17 protein-coding genes are annotated in these 21,006 nt (G+C 61.2%); 12 read left to right on the top strand and 5 right to left on the bottom strand.

Annotation, left to right across the window (positions count from 1 at the left end):
* Positions 1–271: 271 nt before the first annotated feature.
* Complete coding sequence (locus ACZYHG_RS15725) at positions 272–2,239, top strand: putative bifunctional diguanylate cyclase/phosphodiesterase (RefSeq protein WP_464614699.1); 1,968 nt, start codon at positions 272–274, stop codon at positions 2,237–2,239.
* A 32-nt stretch (positions 2,240–2,271) separates the two neighbouring features.
* Here the strand turns inward: ACZYHG_RS15725 and ACZYHG_RS15730 are convergent, their stop codons facing one another.
* The 3 genes from ACZYHG_RS15730 to ACZYHG_RS15740 are packed head-to-tail and all read right to left on the bottom strand — an operon-like array spanning position 2,272 to position 4,546.
* Positions 2,272–3,420, bottom strand: coding sequence for an amidohydrolase (locus ACZYHG_RS15730; protein ID WP_464614582.1), 1,149 nt, complete (start codon positions 3,418–3,420; stop codon positions 2,272–2,274).
* A gap of 48 nt (positions 3,421–3,468) precedes the next feature.
* On the bottom strand, positions 3,469–3,924 hold the full coding sequence (locus ACZYHG_RS15735) for a hypothetical protein (protein ID WP_464614583.1): 456 nt from the start codon (positions 3,922–3,924) through the stop codon (positions 3,469–3,471).
* Positions 3,925–3,973: 49 nt separating this feature from the next.
* Positions 3,974–4,546: a TetR/AcrR family transcriptional regulator gene (locus ACZYHG_RS15740; protein ID WP_464614584.1), complete on the bottom strand. Its 573-nt coding sequence runs from the start codon at positions 4,544–4,546 to the stop codon at positions 3,974–3,976.
* Between the two features lie 103 nt (positions 4,547–4,649).
* Between ACZYHG_RS15740 and ACZYHG_RS15745 the strand changes: the two genes are divergently transcribed.
* Together ACZYHG_RS15745 and ACZYHG_RS15750 are read left to right on the top strand one after the other, a co-directional pair.
* Positions 4,650–5,462: an oxidoreductase gene (locus ACZYHG_RS15745; RefSeq protein ID WP_464614585.1), complete on the top strand. Its 813-nt coding sequence runs from the start codon at positions 4,650–4,652 to the stop codon at positions 5,460–5,462.
* 63 nt (positions 5,463–5,525) lie between these two features.
* Positions 5,526–6,527 (top strand): NADP-dependent oxidoreductase, encoded by a 1,002-nt coding sequence (locus ACZYHG_RS15750; RefSeq protein WP_464614586.1) that lies wholly within the window; start codon positions 5,526–5,528, stop codon positions 6,525–6,527.
* 24 nt (positions 6,528–6,551) lie between these two features.
* Here the strand turns inward: ACZYHG_RS15750 and ACZYHG_RS15755 are convergent, their stop codons facing one another.
* Positions 6,552–6,995: an SRPBCC family protein gene (locus ACZYHG_RS15755; protein WP_464614587.1), complete on the bottom strand. Its 444-nt coding sequence runs from the start codon at positions 6,993–6,995 to the stop codon at positions 6,552–6,554.
* A 248-nt stretch (positions 6,996–7,243) separates the two neighbouring features.
* Here ACZYHG_RS15755 and ACZYHG_RS15760 point away from each other — a divergent pair, with 248 nt between their 5' ends.
* The 5 genes from ACZYHG_RS15760 to ACZYHG_RS15780 all read left to right on the top strand — a co-directional run bounded on the left by ACZYHG_RS15760 (position 7,244) and on the right by ACZYHG_RS15780 (position 12,368).
* Complete coding sequence (locus ACZYHG_RS15760) at positions 7,244–8,104, top strand: FAD binding domain-containing protein (RefSeq protein WP_464614588.1); 861 nt, start codon at positions 7,244–7,246, stop codon at positions 8,102–8,104.
* Positions 8,104–8,580, top strand: a complete 477-nt coding sequence (locus tag ACZYHG_RS15765; protein WP_464614589.1) for a (2Fe-2S)-binding protein — start codon at positions 8,104–8,106, stop codon at positions 8,578–8,580. The genes ACZYHG_RS15760 and ACZYHG_RS15765 overlap by 1 nt, the downstream gene beginning before the upstream one ends.
* A gap of 2 nt (positions 8,581–8,582) precedes the next feature.
* A complete protein-coding gene (locus tag ACZYHG_RS15770; protein ID WP_464614590.1) occupies positions 8,583–10,844 on the top strand; it encodes a xanthine dehydrogenase family protein molybdopterin-binding subunit in 2,262 nt (753 codons plus the stop codon).
* A 23-nt stretch (positions 10,845–10,867) separates the two neighbouring features.
* Positions 10,868–11,113: a MoaD/ThiS family protein gene (locus tag ACZYHG_RS15775; RefSeq protein ID WP_464614591.1), complete on the top strand. Its 246-nt coding sequence runs from the start codon at positions 10,868–10,870 to the stop codon at positions 11,111–11,113.
* A 232-nt stretch (positions 11,114–11,345) separates the two neighbouring features.
* Positions 11,346–12,368 carry an endo-1,4-beta-xylanase gene (locus ACZYHG_RS15780; protein WP_464614592.1) on the top strand — a complete coding sequence of 341 codons (1,023 nt, stop codon included), beginning with the start codon at positions 11,346–11,348 and terminating at the stop codon, positions 12,366–12,368.
* A 7-nt stretch (positions 12,369–12,375) separates the two neighbouring features.
* Here ACZYHG_RS15780 and ACZYHG_RS15785 read toward each other — a convergent pair whose 3' ends face one another.
* Positions 12,376–13,725, bottom strand: coding sequence for a nucleotide sugar dehydrogenase (locus ACZYHG_RS15785; protein ID WP_464614593.1), 1,350 nt, complete (start codon positions 13,723–13,725; stop codon positions 12,376–12,378).
* Between the two features lie 419 nt (positions 13,726–14,144).
* On the opposite strand from ACZYHG_RS15785, the gene ACZYHG_RS15790 reads away from it, so the two are divergent.
* The 4 genes from ACZYHG_RS15790 (at position 14,145) to bcsN (ending at position 20,904) form a co-directional block, all read left to right on the top strand.
* Positions 14,145–15,209, top strand: coding sequence for an NAD-dependent epimerase/dehydratase family protein (locus ACZYHG_RS15790; RefSeq protein ID WP_464614594.1), 1,065 nt, complete (start codon positions 14,145–14,147; stop codon positions 15,207–15,209).
* Positions 15,206–16,483, top strand: coding sequence for a glycosyltransferase family 2 protein (locus ACZYHG_RS15795; RefSeq protein ID WP_464614595.1), 1,278 nt, complete (start codon positions 15,206–15,208; stop codon positions 16,481–16,483). Before ACZYHG_RS15790 ends, ACZYHG_RS15795 begins: the two co-directional genes overlap by 4 nt.
* Positions 16,480–19,290, top strand: a complete 2,811-nt coding sequence (locus ACZYHG_RS15800; protein WP_464614596.1) for a DUF3131 domain-containing protein — start codon at positions 16,480–16,482, stop codon at positions 19,288–19,290. The genes ACZYHG_RS15795 and ACZYHG_RS15800 overlap by 4 nt, the downstream gene beginning before the upstream one ends.
* Positions 19,291–19,935: 645 nt before the next feature.
* Positions 19,936–20,904: a cellulose biosynthesis protein BcsN gene (bcsN, locus tag ACZYHG_RS15805; RefSeq protein WP_464614597.1), complete on the top strand. Its 969-nt coding sequence runs from the start codon at positions 19,936–19,938 to the stop codon at positions 20,902–20,904.
* Positions 20,905–21,006 lie beyond the last annotated feature (102 nt).

The following is a 21,006-nucleotide window of genomic DNA, read 5'->3' on the forward strand; positions in this document are numbered from 1 at the left end:
GGTTTGCCAATGTGGGTTCCAGCGCAATTTAGCGGTATGATTAATTTCTGGTTAACCATCCCGGCTCATTAGAGGTCTTGCAGATAAGATTCGGGGGTCGAGTTAACGCAAACTTGTCTTGCGCCATTGCATTTTACTGCGCGGCTAATCGTGCCGTGACCCAAGGAGTCGTCCTGCATTGGGGGCAGAAACTGGAAAAGAGTTCGAAGCGCAAAACGGCCTGACACATGGGCTTGTGAACGAACGCGCCTCATCCAGACTGGCCGATACGATGGATGTGCGGCCCTACGATCCGCGCCATGAATTGGCGGCCGACGAGCTCCGCATCCTGTACCATACGGAAGCCCAGGCAAAGCGAAGGAAAGACGCCAGGCCCGGGCTCTGGATCGCCGTTGCCATCTATGTGCTGTTTTCGGTGTCGGATCTGATGCTGATACCCGACGTGGCGGCCTATACAATCACGGCGCGCTTCGCGGTCGGACTGAGCGCATTGCTGATCCTGGAAGCACAGCTTCGCCGGGGAGCCGCCACCAAATGGCTTGACGTGACCTGCGCCGCGGCCATCATCTTCGGTTATATCGGCTGGTTGTACCCGGCCTCCATGGGCGCGGACAGGGAAAGCGTCGCCTACTACATGGTTTTCGGCACCATCTTCATGATGAGCGCCAATCTGTTTTTTACGTTCAGCTTCAAGGTCTCGATCATCACGTCGACGATCATATTGTGCATCTTGTATGTGGTGAACTATTTCGTGCCGGCGTCGATGACGTACAAAATGGTGTTTGGAACGTTCTACGTTTCATGCTTCACCTTCACCTCCTATGTGAACTGGAAGCTGAACGAAGAGCGCTACAACGTCTTCCTGAACGCGCTCGAAGCCAAGATCCAGCACAAGGAGGCCACCGAACGCGGCAAGGCCCTCTTGAGATTGTCGCGGACGGATCCGCTGACAGGCCTGGAGAACCGGCGGGCGATCGACGAGAAGCTGCGCGATTACTGGAGTGACTGGCAAAAGCTTGGCAACGGTTTCGCGGCGATCCTCATCGACGTGGATTTCTTCAAGAAGTTCAACGACTGCTACGGCCATCAGGAAGGCGACCGTTGCCTGATCCATGTCGCCAATGCGCTGAGCGATCTGATCAAGGATTACAATGGCTCGATCGGGCGCTATGGCGGTGAAGAGTTCATCGTGCTCGCGCGCATGGACAAGAAGGACCAGGTCGCGGAGCTCGCCGAAGCCATTTGCCGCACGGTGGAGAACCTGGCACTGACGCACGAACTGCGGCGAGACGGTATCTCGATCGTGACGGCGAGCGTGGGCGCCGCATTCACCCGGAAGCAGACCGGCGCCAAGCTGGAGAAGATCATCCACGAGGCCGACCGCGCGCTTTACCTGGCAAAGGCCAGTGGCCGCAATTGTGCCCGCCTGTTCGACCCGACCGATCCGCAGAGCAGCGACGAGAGCGAGAACCTTGCCGCCTTGCTGAAGATCGCGATCGCGCAGGACCTGGTTTCACTCGTCTATCAGCCGATCCAGGATGTCAGCTCGGGCCGGGTCGAGGCCGTGGAGGCGCTGATGCGCCTCAAGATGCTGGACGGCACGCTGGTTCCGCCGAGCCTGTTCATTCCCGTAGCGGAACGGACCGGCGCGATCCTGGAGCTCGGGCGCTGGGCCATACGCACCGTCTGCGCCGAGTTGCTGGTGGACGATCACGTCCGTACCGTCAGCGTCAACGTCTCGCCGATCCAGCTCAAGACGCCGGGTTTCGCAGCGTCCGTCGCCACCATTCTGGGCGAGACCGGCGTGACCGGCAACCGGCTGGCCTTTGAAATCACCGAAGGCCTCGAGATGGAGATGCACTCGGACATTCTGCGCTGCATCAGCGACCTGAAGCTGCTGGGCATCAGGATATGGCTCGATGATTTCGGCACCGGCTTTGCCGGCCTGTCGTGGCTGCGCCTGATCGATTTCGATACGGTCAAGATCGACCGCTCGTTCCTGCACGATTGCGGTACTCCCAAGGGCATGGCCATGCTGCAGGACATCATCGCCCTGGTGCGCAATCGCGGCCACAAGATCCTGGTCGAAGGGGTAGAAACCGACGAGCAGATCGCGCTCATGCGCGCGTTCGGCATCGACAAGATCCAGGGCTTTCGCGTCGGCCGTCCCGTTCCCGCCGCCAATTACCAGTCAAAGCGGGGCGTCCAGAAACGCCCCTTCCTCAGATCCGTGGGCTGACGCGGTTTCCGGGCCTTCGCCAGCAGACGGACTCACCCCAGCAGATTGCGTGCCGTGCGCATGAAGATCTTCGAGCCGATCGGGATCAGATCGTCGGGAAAATCATAGTCCGGATTGTGGAGCGCCGGGTGCCGCTCGCCGGCGCCGAGGAAGAACATCGCCGATTTGGCACTGTGGCCGAACAGGCCGAAATCCTCCGAGGCGCGCATCGGCAAGGCTTCCTCGCCATGCACGACGCCTTCTTCGTCGAGCGCGCGTTGCAGATGTTCCACCGCATCCGCCGCGTTGACGCTGGCGACGAAGATCTCGTGATAATCCCAGCGGGCGGAGAGGCGATGCCGGCCGGCAATCTCGGTGACGAGTGCTTCGGCCCGAGCGCAGAGATCGGCCATGTTCTCGTCACGGCGTGTGCGCAGCGTCGCCCAGACCTGCGCATGCGCGGGCGCGATTCCGAACACGGCCTCGCCCATCTCGGCATGGGTGACGGTGACCATCGAAAAATCGTCGTCGGCGAAGGTGGCGCGGCCGAGCGCGGGCAGCGCTGGCATCAGCTCTGAGATCGCCAGCATGGGCGAGACGCCGGTCTCGGGCATGGAGGAATGGGCGGTCTTGCCCTCCAGCACGATGCGCATGCCGCGCGAGGCGCAATTGACGACGCCGGGCTTGACCCTGACCTCGCCGAACGGCACGCCGGGCAGATTGTGCAGCGAGAAGGCGAAATCCGGCGCGATCTCGCCATAGCGCGGATCGGCGACGACGCCGGCCGCGCCATTGCCGGTTTCTTCCGCCGGCTGGAACATCAGTACGACGCGGCCGCTGGCCGGCCGCTCGCGGCCGAGCTGGCGGCCAAGGGCTGCCAGGATCGCGGTGTGCCCGTCATGGCCGCACATATGCGACTTGCCCGGCACTTGCGAGGCATGAGGCACGCCTGACAGTTCCTCGATCGGCAGCGCATCGAGTTCCGAGCGGAACAGCACGGTCGGTCCGGCCTTGCCGCTGTCGTAGATGGCCGCGACGCCGTGCCCGCCGAGGCCGGTCAGCACTCGGTCCGGGCCAGTGTCGGCGAGGAAGGAGACGACCTCCTTTGCCGTCCTCTCCTCCTCATTGGAGATTTCCGGCTGCCGGTGCAGCTTGCGCCGCCATTCGGTGATCTCGATGATATCCCGGTTGGTGAGGGTCACGCGTTTGCGTCTCCGTTTGCTCCGATCGGTGCAGTGTCGCAAACGCTGCTAGCGTACGCGATTAGGGCAGAGCGCTTTGAACTGGTCCAGCGTCACATCGTATGACGAGGCACCGGAGCCATCGAGCACGACTTTCTCATCCGTATCGGTAATCAGGTAATCCGTCGTTACATCGGTGCCCTTGTTGCGGCCCTGGAACAGCATGTTGGCGCCGTAGAAATTGGTGAATGTGCCGGTCTTGCAGTTGGCCGTGATCTCGAAATGCAGCGGCGCCTTCATTTCCGCGTCAATGCACGCCTGCGAGAAATCATGGCCATATTCGCGGCAGTAGATCCTCGCCTTCTGCCTGTCGTGTTTGGCCAGGATGCTGGCGTGGGTGGAGCCGATGCCGGTCTTTTTGACGATGGTGAGTTCCATTCCCACCTTGTTGCCGTAGTAGATGGTCTTGGCGCCGGCCGGCGAGACCATCATCAAAGTGGAAAGTGCAATCAGCAAACGTCGCATGGAACTCCTCCCTTTGGCTGGACGAGGATTCACGCGCGGCGTTGCCCAGTCAAGCGCCCCGCTGCTGGATCAGCTTGCGCGCCGCGTCTTTGCCGGCCTCGAGGATGCGATCCGATAATTCCGTTCCGTTCACCGCGCGGGCCAGCTGAAGCGCACCGAAGAGCGTCGCAAAGACACCCATGGCAACGCCTTCCGGATCCCTGCTCTGCGGAAGCGCTGCGGACAACTGGTGCACCAAAACCAGCAAGCGTTCGGTGTAGACTTCGCGCGTTTCAGGTGGCTGCCGCGCGAGTTCAGGCAGCAGCGCGGCGTTGGCGCAGCCCGTTCCCGGATTATCCCGGTGCTCAGCCGACAGATACGCCGCTATGCCCATCTCGGGGCCACCTGCAGCCAATACTTCCCGCAGTTGCTGCGACTGGAGCTCCATGGCGGCCACCAGGCTTTCACGCACGAGCTCCGCCTTGGATTCGAAATGCGGATAGAAGGCTCCGTTCGTCAGCCCGGCGTCACTCATGATCTTTGCAAGCCCGGACGCGGCAATTCCGTCGCTTCGAAAGCGGTCGGCGGCGACTTCCATGATCCGGCCTCGCGAGGCGTCCTTCCGGCCCTTTTCGTAGCGCATGGCTGCCATTCCCTTTCGTCATTGCATTATGGTCATAATTTGATATTATAAATGTAATTCAACGGGCGCGAAAAAGCCAGCCCTCACGATTTTCGAGCGCGAAATGAAGACGAATTCCGCAAAGACCGCTGTCGTAACAGGAGCTTCCGGGGGCATCGGCCGCGCCAGCGCCGAGGCGCTGGTGCGGGCAGGGTTTACCGTCTTCGGCACGAGCCGTAAGGGCAGCAACGGGCCTGACGGAGTGACCATGCTGGTCTGCGACGTGACCGACGGTGAGGCCGTCGCCGCATTGGTCTCGGTGGTGCTCTCAAAGACCGGCCGGATCGATCTCCTGGTCAACAATGCCGGCATCGGCATGCTTGGCGGCGCCGAGGAGTTCTCGATCGAACAGGTGCAGGCCCTGTTCGACGTCAATCTGTTTGGCGTCATCCGCATGACCAATGCGGTGCTGCCGTCAATGCGGCAGCAAGGCGAAGGGCGCATTGTCAACATCGGCTCGATTTTGGGATTGGTACCGGCGCCATACTCGGCACATTACTCGGCGGTCAAGCACGCGCTCGAGGGCTATTCGGAATCGCTCGACCACGAGGTGCGTGCCTTCAACATTCGCGTCTCGGTCATCGAGCCGGGATTTGTGCGTACAGTCTTCGACCAGAACGGCATCGAGCCGGATTCTCTCTTGAAGGAGTACGATCAGGCTCGAGCCGGGTTCAAGGCGCTGCTTGCCGACGTGATGCCCAAGGCCGATCGGCCGGAAATGGTGGCCGATGCGGTCGTCAAGGCGGCGACCGATGCTCGTCCGCGACGGCGCTATACCGTCGGCAAGGCAGCAGGCCAGGTCAGCCTGCTGCGCCGCTTCGCTCCCGCGGAGCTATTCGACAGGACCTTGCGCAAGCAGTTTCGCCTGCCGGTCTGAACAACGATGAGGAGATTCCACGCCCATGCGGTTCACCAAAATCACTTTTGGAAAGGCACGGCCATGAAGGCATTCGTCGTCGACAAATACAACAAGAAGGGCGTTCTGCGGCTCGCCGAGATGCCTGTGCCAGAACTGGGCGACAGCGATGTCCTGGTCGAGGTCCATGCAGCGGGGGTGAACCTGCTCGATTCCAAGGTCAAGACCGGAGAGTTCAAGCTCATCTTGCCCTATCGCCGGCCCTTCATCTTGGGTCACGACGTGGCCGGGACGGTTGTCCGCGTGGGACCGAAAGTCCACAAGTTCAAACTTGGCGACGATGTCTATGCGCGGCCGCGTGACGGTCGGATCGGGGCGTTCGCGGAATTCATCGCCATGGATGAAGCTGACGTGGCCTTGAAGCCCAAAAACCTCAGCATGGAAGAAGCGGCTTCCATTCCCCTGGTCGGCCTGACCGCCTGGCAAGCGCTTATCGAGAGGGCGAAGCTGAAGAAGGGCCAAAAAGTCTTCATCCAGGCTGGCTCCGGTGGAGTGGGGACATTCGCCATCCAGCTGGCAAAGCACCTCGGTGCGACCGTTGCGACAACGGTGAGCGCGGCGAGTGCCGATCTGGTTAGGGGACTCGGTGCCGGTGTCGTCGTCGACTACAGGAAAGACGATTTCGAGAAAGTCCTGTCCGGCTACGACGTCGTCTTGAACAGCCAAGACGCCAAGACACTTGAAAAATCCCTGGGAGTGCTGAAGGCGGGCGGCAAGCTCATCTCCATCTCCGGGCCGCCGGATCCCGAGTTTGCCAGGGAAAAAGGGCTTAATCCGCTGCTGAGGCTGGTTCTGCGCTTCTTAAGCCGCGCCATTCGGGCCAAAGCCAGGTGTCGTGGCGTGAGCTTCTCGTTCCTTTTCATGTGGGCGCAAGGTGATCAGCTGAGCAAGATCACCTCGCTTGTCGAAGCCGGAACGATCCGGCCGGTTGTCGATCGGGTCTTTCCCTTCGAAGCGACCAACGAGGCCCTGGCTTACGTCGAAACAGGGCGCGCCAAGGGCAAGGTCGTCATCAAGGTCAGATAGCGGTTCTGTCTTGGGGCGGGGCGCCTATTGATTGATCTCGGGCTCGACGAGCTTCGCCAGGTTCCGGAGCGATTCCTGCCAGCCGAGATAGCAGGCCTCGACCGGGATGGCGTCCGGAATGCCGGCCTGGGTGATGTCGATCTCGGTGCCGACCAGGACTTTTTTCAAGATGACCGTCACCTGGATCTCGCCGGTCAGATTGGGGTCGTCGAACCTGTCAGTGTAGCGCAGGCGCTCGCCCGGAACGAGTTCGAGATATTCGCCGCCGAAGGCATGGCTGCCGCCGGTGGTGAAGTTGCGAAACGACATCTTGAACGTGCCGCCGACCTTGCCCTCGAACTGGTGGACCGTGCAGGTGAAGCCGTTCGGCGGCAGCCATTTGGCCAACGCATCGGCTTCGACGAAGGCGCGATAGACCTTTTCCGGGCTGGTGGTGAGAACGCGGTGCAGACGTACGGTACCGGGCATGTTCTGTATCCTTTCATAATGCCTGTTCGATGCCCCAAGGACGAACGGGGTTTGGCCAGTCCGACATGGGCTTTCAAATTTTTTGAGAACCCGGCCGGCTGGCGCACGCTGACGTAACCCGCTTCAACTTGTTTTGGGACTCGATTTTTTGCTGCTGGCCCAATCGCCTCGGCCCAGCAAGCGGGTGGCCTTTATGAGGTGATTGTTTATAACGGTCGGCGAAATCGCCATGACCTAAAGGGGAGACGATGCGTTACATACGTCCGCTTTCAATCGAAGATGCCGTTGGCCAACTGGCCGGATCGGCCGGCATATCAGCCATTCTGGCCGGGGGCAGTGACCTGCTGGTGAGGATGAAGGGCGGCTTTGTCGAGCCCGACCTGATCATCGACATCAAGTCGATCGCCGGTTTGAGCGAAATCCGCGAAACGGCCGAGGGCTTCAGCATTGGTGCCGCCGTGCCTTGCGCGGTGCTGGGCGAGCACGCGGCGCTCAAGAAGGCATGGCCTGGGGTCGTCGAGGCGGCCAAGCTGATCGGCTCGAAGCAGGTGCAAGGCCGTTGTACGATAACCGGCAACCTCTGCAATGCCTCGCCGGCGGCGGACAGCGTGCCGGCTTTGGTCGCGGCCGGCGCCAGGGCCGTGATTGCCGGGCCGTCGGGCAAGCGCACCATTGCCGTGGAGGCCGTGCCGATCGCGCCGGGCAAGACCTCGCTCGCCAAGGGCGAGATCATCGAGGCGATCCTGCTCGATAGCCAAGCGCCGCATTCGGGGGATGCGTATCTGCGGTTCATTCCGCGCACCGAGATGGACATCGCCGTGGTCAGCGCCGGCGTGAATTTGACGATTGATGCGCACGGCGTCGTCACAGCGGCCCGCGTGGCGCTGGGCGCGGCTGCCCCCACCGTGCTGCTGGTCGAGGAAGCCGCAGAGGCCCTTATCGGCAGGAAACTAGATGAATCAGCGCTCGAGCGGCTGGCCAAGGTCTGCTCGGGCGCCTGCCGCCCGATCGACGACAAGCGCGGTACGATCGATTTCAGACGCAAGGTTGCGGGTGTGCTGGCCAGGCGTGCCGCATTGACCGCCTACGCACGTGCAGGAGGCAAATGATGGCCGGTATAGCGGTTTCAACCACAATCAACGGCGACCATGTCGAGTATCTCTGCCAGCCCGACGAGCCGTTGCTCGACGTGCTGCGCGACCGGCTCGGCCTGACCGGCGCCAAGGAAGGCTGCGGCACCGGCGATTGCGGCGCCTGCTCGATCATCCTCGACGACCGGCTGGTCTGCTCGTGCCTGGTGCTGGGCGCCGAGGCCGAAGGCCGGCGCATCGAGACCATCGAAGGCATGGCGCATGGCGACCAGCTGCATACGCTGCAGCAGAAGTTCCTCGAGCACGCAGCGCTGCAATGCGGCATCTGCACGCCGGGTTTCCTGATCGCGGCCAAGGACCTTTTGGCCAAAAACCCCGACCCGACCGAGGAGGAAATCCGCTTCGGGCTCGCGGGGAACCTGTGCCGCTGCACCGGCTACGACAAGATCGTGCGCGCCGTCCAGGACGCCGCACATGTGATGAAGGGAGCCTGAAGATGAATTTCGATCCGCGTTTTTCCGGGCGTAAATTCGCATCCGTCGGCACACGCCCCGTCCGTCCCGATGGCGTCGACAAGGTGACCGGCCGCGCCCGCTACGGCGCCGACTTCAACATGGCCGGCCAGTTGGTCGGCCGAGTCCTGCGCAGCCCGCATGCGCACGCGATAATCCGCAAGATCGACACCTCGAAGGCGGAAAAGCTGCCGGGCGTGAAAGCGGTGATCACGGCCAAGGACCTGCCTGACCTCACCGACGGCGATGCCGCCATGTATGACGTCCTCGACAATTGCATGGCGCGCACCAAGGCGCTCTATGACGGCCACGCGGTGGCCGCTGTCGCCGCCGTCGATGCCCGCACGGCGCGGCAAGCGCTGAAGCTGATCGAGGTCGACTACGAGATCCTGCCGCATGTCACCGATGTCGACCTGGCGATGGAGCACCACGCGCCGCTGATAAACGATACGATCTTCACCGAAGGGCTGGAGGAGAAGCCGGTAAAACCCTCCAACGTCACCAAGCGCAGCCAGTTCGGCCATGGCGATGTCCATCAGGGCTTTGGGCACGCCGACTTTATCGTCGAGCGGTCCTTCAAGACCGAGCAGACGCATCAGGGCTATATCGAGCCGCATGCCTGCGTGGCGAACGTCTCGTCCGACGGCACCGCCGATCTCTGGGTCTGCACGCAGGGCCATTTCGTCTACCGCCAGCACTGCGCCCAATTGCTGGGCATGGAAGCCTCGAAGCTGCGCGTCACCTCGTCGGAGATCGGCGGCGGTTTTGGCGGCAAGACCCATGTCTGGGCCGAGCCGGTGGCGCTTGCTCTGTCACGCAAAGCCGGACGCCCGGTGAAGCTGGTGATGACCCGCGACGAGGTGTTCCGCGCCTCGGGCCCGACCAGCGCCACCTCGATCGATGTCAAGATCGGCGCCCGCAAGGACGGCACCATCACCGCCGCGCAAGCGACGCTGCGCTACAGCGCCGGCCCCTATGCCGGCTCCTGGGCCGAGATCGGCGCCATGACGGCGTTCGCCTGCTACAAGCTCGATAATGTCGAGACGGTCGGTTACGAAGTGCTGGTCAACCGGCCGAAGACGGCGGCCTATCGCGCGCCATCGGCACCCATGGCGGCCTTCGCGGTGGAAAGTGCCGTCGACGAACTCGCCAAGCAGATCGGCATGGATCCGGTCGACTTCCGGATCAAGAACGCCGCGCAGGAAGGAACGCGCTCGTCCTACGGCCCGGTCTACGGCCCGATCGGCATCGGCCCGACGCTGGAAGCGGCGAAGAACCATCCGCACATGAAGGCCAAGCTCGGCAAGAACCAGGGCAGGGGCATGGCCTGTGGCTTCTGGTTCAATTTCGGCGGCCAGACCTGCGTGGACCTTAACATCGGCATGGACGGCTCGGTGTCGCTGGCCGTCGGCACGGTGGACGTGGGCGGCTCGCGCGCCTCGCTGTCGCTGGTGGCGGCGGAAGAGCTCGGCATCGACTATGCCCAGCTCAAGGCTGTTGTCGCCGACACGTCTTCCCTCGGCTACAACGACATGACCGACGGCAGCCGCGGCACCTTCTCCTCCTCCATGGCGACCATCTCGGCTGCTCGCAACGCGATCAAGATCCTGCGCGAGCGCGCCGCGCAGATGTGGGACATTTCCGTCGACGACGTGATCTGGGAACAGGGCCACGCGGTCGCCAAGGGCGACAAGCACGGCAATCTCGGCAAGCTCTCGCTGAAGGAGATCGCGGCCGCCTCCGGCAAGACCGGCGGGCCGATCGCCGGCCACAGCGAGCTGGTCGCCGACGGCGCCGGCGTCTCCTTCGCCACCCATATCTGCGACATCGAAGTCGACCCCGAGACCGGCTCGACCCGGGTCATCCGCTACACGGTGGTGCAGGATGCCGGCAAGGCGGTGCACCCGACCTATGTCGAGGGCCAGTACCAGGGCGGTGCCGCGCAAGGCATCGGCTGGGCGCTCAACGAGGAGTATATCTACGGCAAGGACGGCCGCCTGCAGAACGCCGGCTTCCTTGACTACCGCATCCCGGTCTGCTCCGACCTGCCGATGATCGACACGCAGATCCTGGAAATCCCCAACCCCAACCACCCCTATGGCGTGCGCGGCGTCGGCGAAACCTCGATCGTGCCGCCGCTGGCGGCGATCGCCAACGCGGTTTCGAACGCGGCCGGAGTGCGCATGACCCACATCCCGATGTCGCCGCCACGCATCCTGGCGGCGATCGAGGCGGAACGGGGATAAGGTGTGTTGAGGTTCTTGCCCTAATGGTCGAAGTCACCCTTTGGGGCGCGCTCGGTCAGCTCGCCGGTGGCAAGAGCAAGGTCGAGGTCGAGGCCAGGGATATCAGGGAGCTGTTCAGGAAGCTGGCTGAACAGTATCCCGCCTTCGAGCCGTGGATCGAGAAGGGCATCGCGGTGGCGATCGACGGGACGATCTATCGCGATACGTGGAGCAAGGAGCTGCCGCAGGGGGCGGAGATTTTTTTGCTGCCGCGGCTGGCTGGGGGGTGAGGGGGACGACCAAGTGGTGGCACCACCTCCTGCTGTTCTCATGTGGGTGAGAAGCGGATTGCGCGGTGACGGTCAGGCTGCGCAGATTACACCGCTTCAAAAGCGCGTCGCGTCGTTCTGCCGCTGCTGACGTCGATCGCCAATGCGGTGTCGACGGCGTGCGCATGACCCACATGCCGCCGCTGCGGATTAACGCGGCGATCAAGCGCAATGGGGAGGCTGCAGCTCGCGAATGGTCGAGGTCACAAATCAGGAGGCGACTCCGTCGCCCTCCCTCAGTGAGCTGGGCAAGGCCTCGGGGCTTGAGGTTGGCTGCGCCTTTTCAGGCTGCGTCGATACGCGTTATCGCCGTCTGATTGCTCATCATTGCCGGTTGATCGTGCCGGAGTGGCACCTGAAACCACGATTTCTGCGACCGCGCCGAAACTCGGCCTACAATTTTGAACCCTGTGATGCGATCGCAGGCTTTGCAACTTCGAACGGCATGGCATTCCACGGTCATACGCTGTTCTGGCACGAGGAACCAATTCCCTGGGCGCAAGGCAAAAGCTTTGAGCGTGTGAAGCGCGACTATGGGGTCTTCATAGATGATGTCATGAACCACTATCCACAGGCCGCGTCCTGGGATGTGTTCAACGAGATCGTCGGAGAAGCCGAGCCATTGCGAGACGAATTCCTGATCCGGAACTTCGGACTGCAGTTCGTCGACTACTGCTTGCACCTCGCCAAGGAGAATGCGCCCTCGGCGCGTCTCGTCATCAACGACTATAATCTGGAATGCGGCACTGACTGGTCACTGGCCAAGCAAGATCACATGCTGCGGCTGCTTGATGGACTGCGGGCGATGGGCAGCCCGCTCGATTCTATCGGGATCCAGGGCCATCTCTCGTCGGTGCATAAGGCCTCCGCCAAGTCCACGATCCGCTTCATCGACCGGCTGGCCGATCTCGGCTTCGACGTCTTCATTTCAGAGCTCGACGTGAACAACTCAACCATGCCTGCCAACATCGCGGTTCGCGATCGTGAAGTCGCGGCCTATTATGAGGAATTCCTGACGGCCGTTTTGGACCGGCGAGCGGTCAAGCGGATCGTGTTCTGGGGCATCTCGGACTTCGACAATTGGATCGTCCGCCGCCAGACCCGCGAGAAGCGGCGATCTGGAAAGGCACGTCCTGCCCTTTTTGACGACCAGCTTCAGCCGAAACCGGCCTTCGACGCGGTGGTGCGGGCACTGCAAAGTGCCCCGCCGCGCTGAATGCATTTCACGCCTTGACCACCCGGTCGCAGACAATGCCATTGCGCTGCATTGCATTGCGCGTGTCGATGATGAGCCGGGAATGGTTGGCCAGCAGACCGTAGTCAATGTCGTCGTGATCGGTCACGATGACGACAGCATCGTAGGCGCCGATTGAATCGCGGCTGAGCTTTATGCAGTCCTTGCCGGCAAGCGTGGGGTGCTTGCGCGTCTTGGGAATGCGCGCCACGTGCGGATCGTGATAAGCGATGTCGGCAGCCCGCGTTTCCAGCAATTCGATAAGCTTGAGGGCTGGGCTTTCACGCACGTCGGAAACGTTCTTCTTATAGGCGACGCCGACTATGAGAATTGAAGCCTGACTAAGCGGCAGGCCCAATTGTGTGTCGAGCGCTTCAGACAGTTTCGACATGACGTAATGTGGCATCGAAACGTTGATCTCGCCGGCAAGCTCGATGAATTTCGTCGACACCTCGAATTCCCGCGACTTCCACGTCAGGTAGAACGGGTCGATCGGAATGCAGTGGCCGCCAAGTCCGGGGCCTGGATAGAAAGGCATATAGCCAAAGGGTTTGGTCTTGGCTGCCTCTATCACTTCCCAGATATCGATGCCCATTGCGGCGTAGATAACCTTAAGCTCGTTAACCAGCGCGATGTTCACCGCGCGGAAAATGTTTTCGGTAAGCTTGACCACCTCTGCGACCTTGATGCTCGAAACAGGAACAACCTTGTCCACGATCGACCCATAGAATTGTGCGACAAGCCTGGCCGCGACCATGCCATCGCCCGCCACGACCTTGGGGATTGTCGCGGTGTCGAAGCCGGCGCTGCCGGGATCTTCGCGCTCGGGTGAGTAACCAAGGAAAAAGTCGCGCCCGGAGCGCAAGCCGCCGGCTTCCAGGATGGGTTTCATCACTTCATCGGTGGTCCCGGGATAGGTAGTTGATTCCAGTACGATCAACTGGTCCCGGCGTAGATAGGCAGCGATGGCGCGCGTTGTATTCTCGACAAAGGAAAGGTCGGGCTCGCGCTGCTTGGTCAGCGGCGTCGGAACACATATTGAAATGACATCACACTCGGCAAAACGGGCGAAGTCAGATGTCGGCATGAAAGATCCCGCCGAGATGATCGCCTGAAGCGCTTCGTCGCTGACCGCACCGATATAGGAACGACCCGTCTTCAACTTCTCGACCTTGGTGCGGTCGACATCGAAGCCGATCACCTTAAAGCCGGCATGCGCCGTGGCGGCGACCAGGGGCAGGCCAACATAGCCAAGGCCGACGACACCGATCGTTGCCGATCGATTTTCCAGCCTCGAAAGAAGAACCGCGCCTCGCGTCTGGTCCGAATGAACGTTCACTGTGCGCCTCCCGCGATGCACGCGAGGCCATTCTCGCTGCAATCATAACAAGTTGAGAGAAGCAGAATTGCGTCTCCCGCCTTGGGACACCCGCAAACTTTGTGCCAGTCCGGGTTTGTCAGGCAAATTCCGCACCGGAAGCGCCAAGGAGGTGGGAAACGAGTGATTTCGGCTGCTATGGATAGATGGTTATGTCAAGCCGAGGACGTGTGCCGAAACAATACACCTTTGTTGCGCAATGGCTCATATAACAAATGATGTTCTGAAAAATGCAATGATTACAATGCATTAATTAACCACTACCGTTAGCCATATCGTTAACGATCAGTTGCATTGGCTGTGGAAAAGCTATTTTCAATCAGTGAAGCGCACATGAGGGGGTGCGGCTTTCCTTCTACTCAATGCAGGATTGTCGCCTTATGCATACATACTCTGGGAAAGTCAGGTACCTGATCGCAGGGGGTGCCGGATTCGTTGGAACGAACCTTGCACGCCGGCTGCTTGAGGCTGGTGCTTTGGTGGACTGCGTCGACAATCTGTCGACGGGTCGCAAGGCCAATGTCGCCGACCTCGCACGATATCCGAATTTCAGCTTCATCAAGCTCGACATCGCGGATACCGCATCCTGCAACCGGCTTTTGCGCCGGCGCTATAGCCGTATCTATAACCTTGCCTGCCCGACCGGCGTCCCCAACATTGCGTTGCTCGGTGAGGAAATGCTCATGGCTTCGTCGGTCGGCGCATTGAACCTGCTCAAGGTCGCTCGCCGTTCGAAGGCCAGCTATCTCTTTGCCAGCACCGCCGAGGCCTATGGCGACCCCGAAGTCTTTCCCCAGCCGGAGAGCTATGTCGGCAAGGTCGATCCGGTCGGCCCCCGCAGCCCCTATGAAGAGGGCAAGCGCTTCGGCGAAGCGCTAACACGCTTCTGGGGCCGCAAGCACAATATCGATGTTCGCATCGTTCGCATTTTCAATACCTACGGCCCGGCCATGTCGCCCGACGACCAGCGCGTCATCCCGCAGATGCTGTCGCGGCTAATTGCAGGCAAGCCTGTGCCGATCTATGGCGACGGCGCTCAGACCCGAACATTCCTCCACGTCGACGATCTGGTCGATGGGTTGATGACCGTCATGGAGAATGGCGGGAATGGCGAAGTCTACAACATCGGCGGCGATACGCAGATCAGCATTTGCGAATTGTTTGATCTGGCGAAGCAGGCGACCGGCCTTTCGGGCAGGGCCGCGTTTGAAAACCACTTCATTGCCGATCATCGAGGCCGCTGTCCCGACACAACCAAGGTAAGGGAGTTGGGGTGGCGTCCGCGCGTGTCGCTGGCAGACGGCATTCGCCAGAGCCATCGGGATCTGGTGGCATCAATCCAGGCGCGTTCAATGGCCGCTAGCGGCAGACCCGCCAAGCGGCCTCCAGAACCACATCAGGCCTCGACAAGCCGCGCCGCTGAACGGCTTCCGGCTCTGACATGAACGAGATCACTGTCGTCAACGTCGTCATGGTCGTGCTCAGCGCGTCACTTGGCGTCAACATCCTGTTCTGGTGCATGGTCGGCATCATCAGGTTTGTCAGCGAAATCGGAGCACGCGAAGTGTCGGGCCGGGTGTCCGCCATCTGCCTGGCGGATGTTGCGGTGGTCATTCCTGCGCATAACGAGGCCGTCGCCTTGCCGAAATGCATCGCGGCCCTGAAGGAGATCATTCCGGCCAGGCAAATCTATGTTGCCAGCGATGGATCGCGAGACGCCACGGTCGCCATTGCCCGTGCGGCAGGTTGCAGGGCGCTCGATATCCAGCCCAATGGCGGCAAGGCGAAAGCGATCGATCGCGCCATACGGCACTACCGCCTTTGCGACCGCTACAAGGCCGTGCTCATCCAGGACGCGGACTCCGAGATAGACCGGCATTATTTCCGGCACGCGCTGCCATTGTTCGACGACCCATCGGTTGCAGCGGTTGCGGGCCACGTCCTATCACGCTGGCGCAAACAACGCTGGCTGAATCCCGATATGATTTTCGCCGCTTACCGGACGCGGCTCTACAGGATTTTGCAGACGGCCTTCCAATATGGGCAGTCCTGGAAATGGGCGAATGTGAGCTACATCGCGCCCGGTTTCGCCAGCATCTATCGTACCAGCGCCTTGCGCCTCATCGACATCACCGCGCCCGGCCTGGTGATCGAAGATTTCAACATGACCTTCGAGGTCCAGCGCAAGCGGTTGGGGCGTGTCGCATACTCGCCAAAGGCACGGTGCTCGTCCGAGGATCCATTCAATCTCAACGATTATCGCAAGCAGGTTCAGCGCTGGTATCTCGGATTCTGGCAGACAGTGCGGCGCCACGGTGTCTGGCCGGGCCGGTTCTGGCTCTCGCTGGGCGGGCTGCTGGCGGAGTTGATGCTCATCTCGCTGTTTGCGCTGGCGCTGCCGTTCGCTGCCATCCTCTACCTCGCAACCGGTATCGAGACACCAGCCATTTCGCTTGCCGGACTGGCAGTGCATCCGGTCTCTCCACTTGGCCTGCTGGTTTTGTTCCTCGCTGTCGATTACGCGCTGACGTTCATCGTCGCTGTCATCGAGTGCCGCCCAAGCCTGCTTGTCTATGGCGTGGCATTTCCGTTCATCCGGCTTCTCGACGCCGCTCTTTTCTTGCGCGCGATGGTGAAATCGTTCTCCGCAAAATCCGACGGTCGCTGGATCAGTCCCGAAAGATATGCGGCAGTCGTTCCTGACGGGAGGCAAATATGAACATTACCCGGCGCACCGCGCTTCTGGGTGGCTTGGCAATGCCGCTGGTCGCGTTGGCCGGTAAAGGCATTTCCGATGCACGTGCCGCCGTCAGATTGCCCAACCCATTGGTGCTGGTCATAAGCGGTGTCGACAAAAGCGCTACACCGGCAAGACTTACGGCGCTGACAGATGCATTCGTCAACCGCAAACTACCAATTCTGGTCTCGATCGCACCGATCGATGGCGTCGGCAACAAACTGGACTATGGTTCAGATATCGCGGTCTGGCTGCGCAAAACACTTTTGCAAAGCCCGGAAGACATCGAATTCGGCGCTCATACCGACACAATCGCGTCGCCAGACCCGTATTTCCAGGCCAGACAGGCGGGCGAGATCCAAGCGGCGTTCAGCTACATCGCCAACGAATACCAGAGATACAAGTCGACTGCCGTCATCATGGCACTGACGCTGACGACAAATTCGCCGCTCGCTTCGCACCAGGACGCATCGGCGATGCGCAGCGCCGGTGTCCGGTCGGTTCTTCGACTGCGGGGCGGCGTTGAAGACAATATCCGCCTGCAACCCGATGCAGGTGGCTACTGGAGCACGGACACCAGCTTGGTGAACGTCTTTGCTTCGCCGCTCACCTCGGTCAAACCGAAGTCGGCCGGCGCCAGACCGATGGATGCCGTCGAGCTTGCCTCCAACATTTCGGGCCTCGCTGCCGCCGACAATCCGATCCTTGTCGATATTCCCTACGCTGCCCTCGCAGCCCTTGGTGACAGCGAACTGGCCAGCTATGCGGCCACCGTCGCCCAAGCTGTGCAAGGCGTCATCTCGACCGGCAAGGTTCGAGGGATTTTGCCCAAGAAGCTCTATGCCCAGAGCAAGCAGACCAGTCGCCTGATCGTCGTTCGCGTCGACGACCTCAGGATCGACAGCGACACCGATCCGAACCACATGGCTTTCATCTATGGATTGATCGAAGCCGGTTATCCCGTCACCGACGCCATCATCCCGGCGACCCGCAGCGGCCTCCTGTCCGACGACGACAAGGTCAAGGCGTTTCTACGCGCGATGTTGGCGGAGAAGCACTACGACATCGCCGCGCATGGCTGGAATCATACCCCGCAGGAGCTGCTCGGCAACTCGTTGCAAAAGGACTTTGGCTTGCTCAGGTCGGGCATAAGCGAGGTCTATCGGTCGACCGGAGTGTTCCCCACTTCCTACATTCCGCCCAACGATGCCTTCGACGACAACACGCTGGATGCGCTGGTAGCCACAGGCACGCCCGTATTCAGCGCGGAGAAAGGCAACATGCGGTGGTTCAACGGCGTCGACAGGCACGGTATATTGCACGTCTCGAATACGATGAAATTCGAGAAGGACTGGTCTGGCGACATTCCGTATTTCACCAAAGAGCAGGTGCTGGACTATTTCGGAACCGAGAATGATGCGGTGTTCTGCATTCATCCCCAAACGGCCAATACGCCCGAAAAGCGCGCGCTGGTGCTCGACATGCTCGCCCATCTCTCAAGTCAGCATGGCACCAAGCTCGTCAACTTTGCAGAATACTACCGGTCGGTCGCCCCACCGCTGCCAAAGGCTGAGCTGATCCAAAGTGCCCGAGCCGATGTTTCCGTGCGCGATTGGAAATCGCCCGCGCGATATCCGCTGGATGACGGCAAGCTCAAGGCGGATGCGGAATTGGCCTGGACCTATTTCGATTGGGGCGCGAAAAACTTCAACGGCATGGTTCCGGGCACCTCCTGGATGGAATACGGCAAGCAGGCAGGCTACCCGTTCACGACGATGTGGGATGTGGGTACGCACATTCTGGCGACGTTGTCGGCACAGCGTCTCGGCATCATCGAGCAGCCGGAATTCGAAACGACCATCAGCCGCATCATAAGTTTCCTTGGCGAGACGAGCTTCCGCTATGCCGGCGCGCTGTTGCCGCACGCCCAGCGAGCCCTGAGGGCGCAAGGCGACCAGCGTGACGGGTTCGACAGCGCTGACACGGGGCGTCTGCTGGTGGCGCTCAAAATACTGGACAACGCCACCTCGGGCGCCTTCCCGATTTTCGACCTGGTGTCCAAGTGGTCTTTCAAGCCAGTCTTGAAAGACGGCGAAATGCATGTTGTGAACGAGAAAGGCCAAATCTCATCAGCGAATACCAACAGCTATGCCGGCTATGCCGGTCGTGGCTACAGCCTGTGGGGCGAACAGATCAAGCCGGTCTTTGCTGCTGGTGATCCGCAAAAGAGCATGGACGATGCCATCCTCGCGCTGGCCGAAATCCAGCGTCGCGGGCGCATCGCAACCGAACCCCATGTCACGGAGGAAATCGAACTGGGTGGCTCGCCGCATGGGCGCCTTGTGGCCGACATTCTCTTTGCCGCCCAGCTCAAACGCTACCGTGAAACCGGCATTCCCACATGCGTCTCGGAATGCGCCATGGCCGGCCCACCATATTTCACCTACCAGGGGTATCAACTGACCGGCGAAGGCGGCGATTTCCCTGTCGACACACTCAAAACTTCAGCACCGGAGAAGGCAGCCAAGCTGGCCAGCTCACTGCGCCTGGTCAGCGCCAAGGGCGCTTATCTATGGCTTGCCTCTCGCCCCGGCGATTACTCGAATATGCTCGTAGACCTTGTCAGGGACAAAGCCATGATGCCTGGCATGGGGTTCTCCTCAGGCGTTTCGGAGAAGACAGGCAAGCAGATCGCGGTCACCGACGTGAACACCAACGGTCTTATCCTGGAGTCCGTCGCCTATATTCTGGGAGGCCGAAAGCCACTGATGGATTCCGGAGAGGCGTGAGACGGGATTCTTGTCCGACACCATGACCTCGATGTCGCCGCTGCGGAAGTCACCTTCCGGGGCGCGCTCGGCCAACTCGCCGGCGGCAAGAGCAAGGTCGAGGACATCCGGGAGCTGTTCAGGAAACTGGCTGAACAGTATCCCGGGTTTGAGCCGTGGATCGAGAAGGGGATCGCGGTGGCGATCGACGGGGTGATTTATCGGGATACGTGGGGGAAGGAATTGCCGCTGGGGGCGGAGATTTTTCTGCTGCCGCGGCTGGCTGGGGGTAGGGGGCTCGCCGCCATCCCTGGCCAAAAGGCAGACACGGTCTGCGGAAATTCTGAAATTTAGGGATGTTGGAAGCTTGAGAAGACCACACGATCTCTAGATTCAAAGCGGCATCTCTGATCCGAGATCGATTCCAGGTCGGATCGGCTTGCCGCTGTGCCGTCCACTTCGTCATCTGACGGCATGACCGTGGCAATTTTGACTCAGCTCCAGCTTTACTTGGGGGCAAGTCCGGATTCTCCTTATTAGCACTTCGTCGACTCGCGCGAATCTCTTAGCGTCGCCGACATGGACTTTGCTGGGCCCCGCCCAATCCGCCCGTTTTCACGAGAGCCCGCCGCTCCAAATGGCGATGCTGGGCTGTCGTGCGTTGGCGTGGCATCCGTTGCGGGGGCAGTCGGCCTGGCACTGGCGCTGGTGCTTGCCGGTTGTGCCCAGCCGCCGCCCTTGGTGCATTCCACCGGAACGAGCGTCGTCGCATCCGAGACAGCGTTCGCGCTGCCCGCACCCGGCGGTCCGGCCGTCACGGCGGTGCTTGAGCGGCGGTTCGCCAATGCTACCCAGCAGGATATCCTGCTGTCGACATCGGCGCACACACCCGGCCAGAACATGTTGCGGGTGCAGATATTCGGACCGGTGGACACGGCCGCCGCCGGAGAGAGCCGGCTTCGCGACGGCTATCTGCCTCTCGGCAACATCGGTTCCGAAATGCCGCAAGCCTTGCCGGGTGTCCGGATGCAGACATCGCCTTACTATGTGCAGAACAAATACGGCCCGTTTGGTTATGCGGCGGGCCGCTCGGCCTCCGGCGACACATGTCTCTACGGCTGGCAGCGTATCAGTTCGACGGGCGTCACCCAGACCTGGATCGGCAACAAGGGCTCGATCCAGGTGCGCCTGCGCATCTGCGACCAGAACGAGCCGGAGCAGAAGCTGCTCGAGGTCATGTACGGATACACGATCACGTCCTATTTCAAGACGCGCAACTGGAACCCCTATGGCGAACCGCCGCCGCCGGAGGCTTCGCTTGGCAAACCCGGGCAGCCGATCTACCCCGTGGGGGTTTCGCGCTTCGAGACGGTGACATCGCCACCCGCCGCACAGCAACCGCGCCGCACCGCCCGAACGCCAAGGCAGGTCATGGCCGAACCGCAGCCCGTGCTGCCAACTCCCGTGGGTCCGATCGTTCCGCCGCCTCCTGGATCTCCGGCCATCACGCCCGCGCAGTCGACAGGGGTTCCGTCTTCGCTCCCAGCATCCTCGAAAACCGCCGGCAACGGTGCGGTGTCGATTGTCCCGCCGCCGCCTTGTGCAGCGGCCGATGGGTCGGGGACATGCAACTAGATACTGCAAACCGTTCGTTAACCATTAGCGCAACTCGCTGGCGGACAGGAAACCCATATCAACCATTGCGTGTTTCCATCAAACACCGGCCATGGGTGGTGA

Source organism: Mesorhizobium subarcticum (assembly GCF_055456085.1).

Coding starts and splice junctions, on each gene's coding strand:
- ACZYHG_RS15725 (WP_464614699.1), top strand. CDS start 272: ATGGATGTGCGGCCCTACGATCCGCGCCATGAATTGGCGGCCGACGAG.
- ACZYHG_RS15735 (WP_464614583.1), bottom strand. CDS start 3,924: ATGCGACGTTTGCTGATTGCACTTTCCACTTTGATGATGGTCTCGCCG.
- ACZYHG_RS15740 (WP_464614584.1), bottom strand. CDS start 4,546: ATGCGCTACGAAAAGGGCCGGAAGGACGCCTCGCGAGGCCGGATCATG.
- ACZYHG_RS15745 (WP_464614585.1), top strand. CDS start 4,650: ATGAAGACGAATTCCGCAAAGACCGCTGTCGTAACAGGAGCTTCCGGG.
- ACZYHG_RS15750 (WP_464614586.1), top strand. CDS start 5,526: ATGAAGGCATTCGTCGTCGACAAATACAACAAGAAGGGCGTTCTGCGG.
- ACZYHG_RS15755 (WP_464614587.1), bottom strand. CDS start 6,995: ATGCCCGGTACCGTACGTCTGCACCGCGTTCTCACCACCAGCCCGGAA.
- ACZYHG_RS15760 (WP_464614588.1), top strand. CDS start 7,244: ATGCGTTACATACGTCCGCTTTCAATCGAAGATGCCGTTGGCCAACTG.
- ACZYHG_RS15765 (WP_464614589.1), top strand. CDS start 8,104: ATGGCCGGTATAGCGGTTTCAACCACAATCAACGGCGACCATGTCGAG.
- ACZYHG_RS15770 (WP_464614590.1), top strand. CDS start 8,583: ATGAATTTCGATCCGCGTTTTTCCGGGCGTAAATTCGCATCCGTCGGC.
- ACZYHG_RS15775 (WP_464614591.1), top strand. CDS start 10,868: ATGGTCGAAGTCACCCTTTGGGGCGCGCTCGGTCAGCTCGCCGGTGGC.
- ACZYHG_RS15780 (WP_464614592.1), top strand. CDS start 11,346: ATGGTCGAGGTCACAAATCAGGAGGCGACTCCGTCGCCCTCCCTCAGT.
- ACZYHG_RS15790 (WP_464614594.1), top strand. CDS start 14,145: ATGCATACATACTCTGGGAAAGTCAGGTACCTGATCGCAGGGGGTGCC.
- ACZYHG_RS15795 (WP_464614595.1), top strand. CDS start 15,206: ATGAACGAGATCACTGTCGTCAACGTCGTCATGGTCGTGCTCAGCGCG.
- ACZYHG_RS15800 (WP_464614596.1), top strand. CDS start 16,480: ATGAACATTACCCGGCGCACCGCGCTTCTGGGTGGCTTGGCAATGCCG.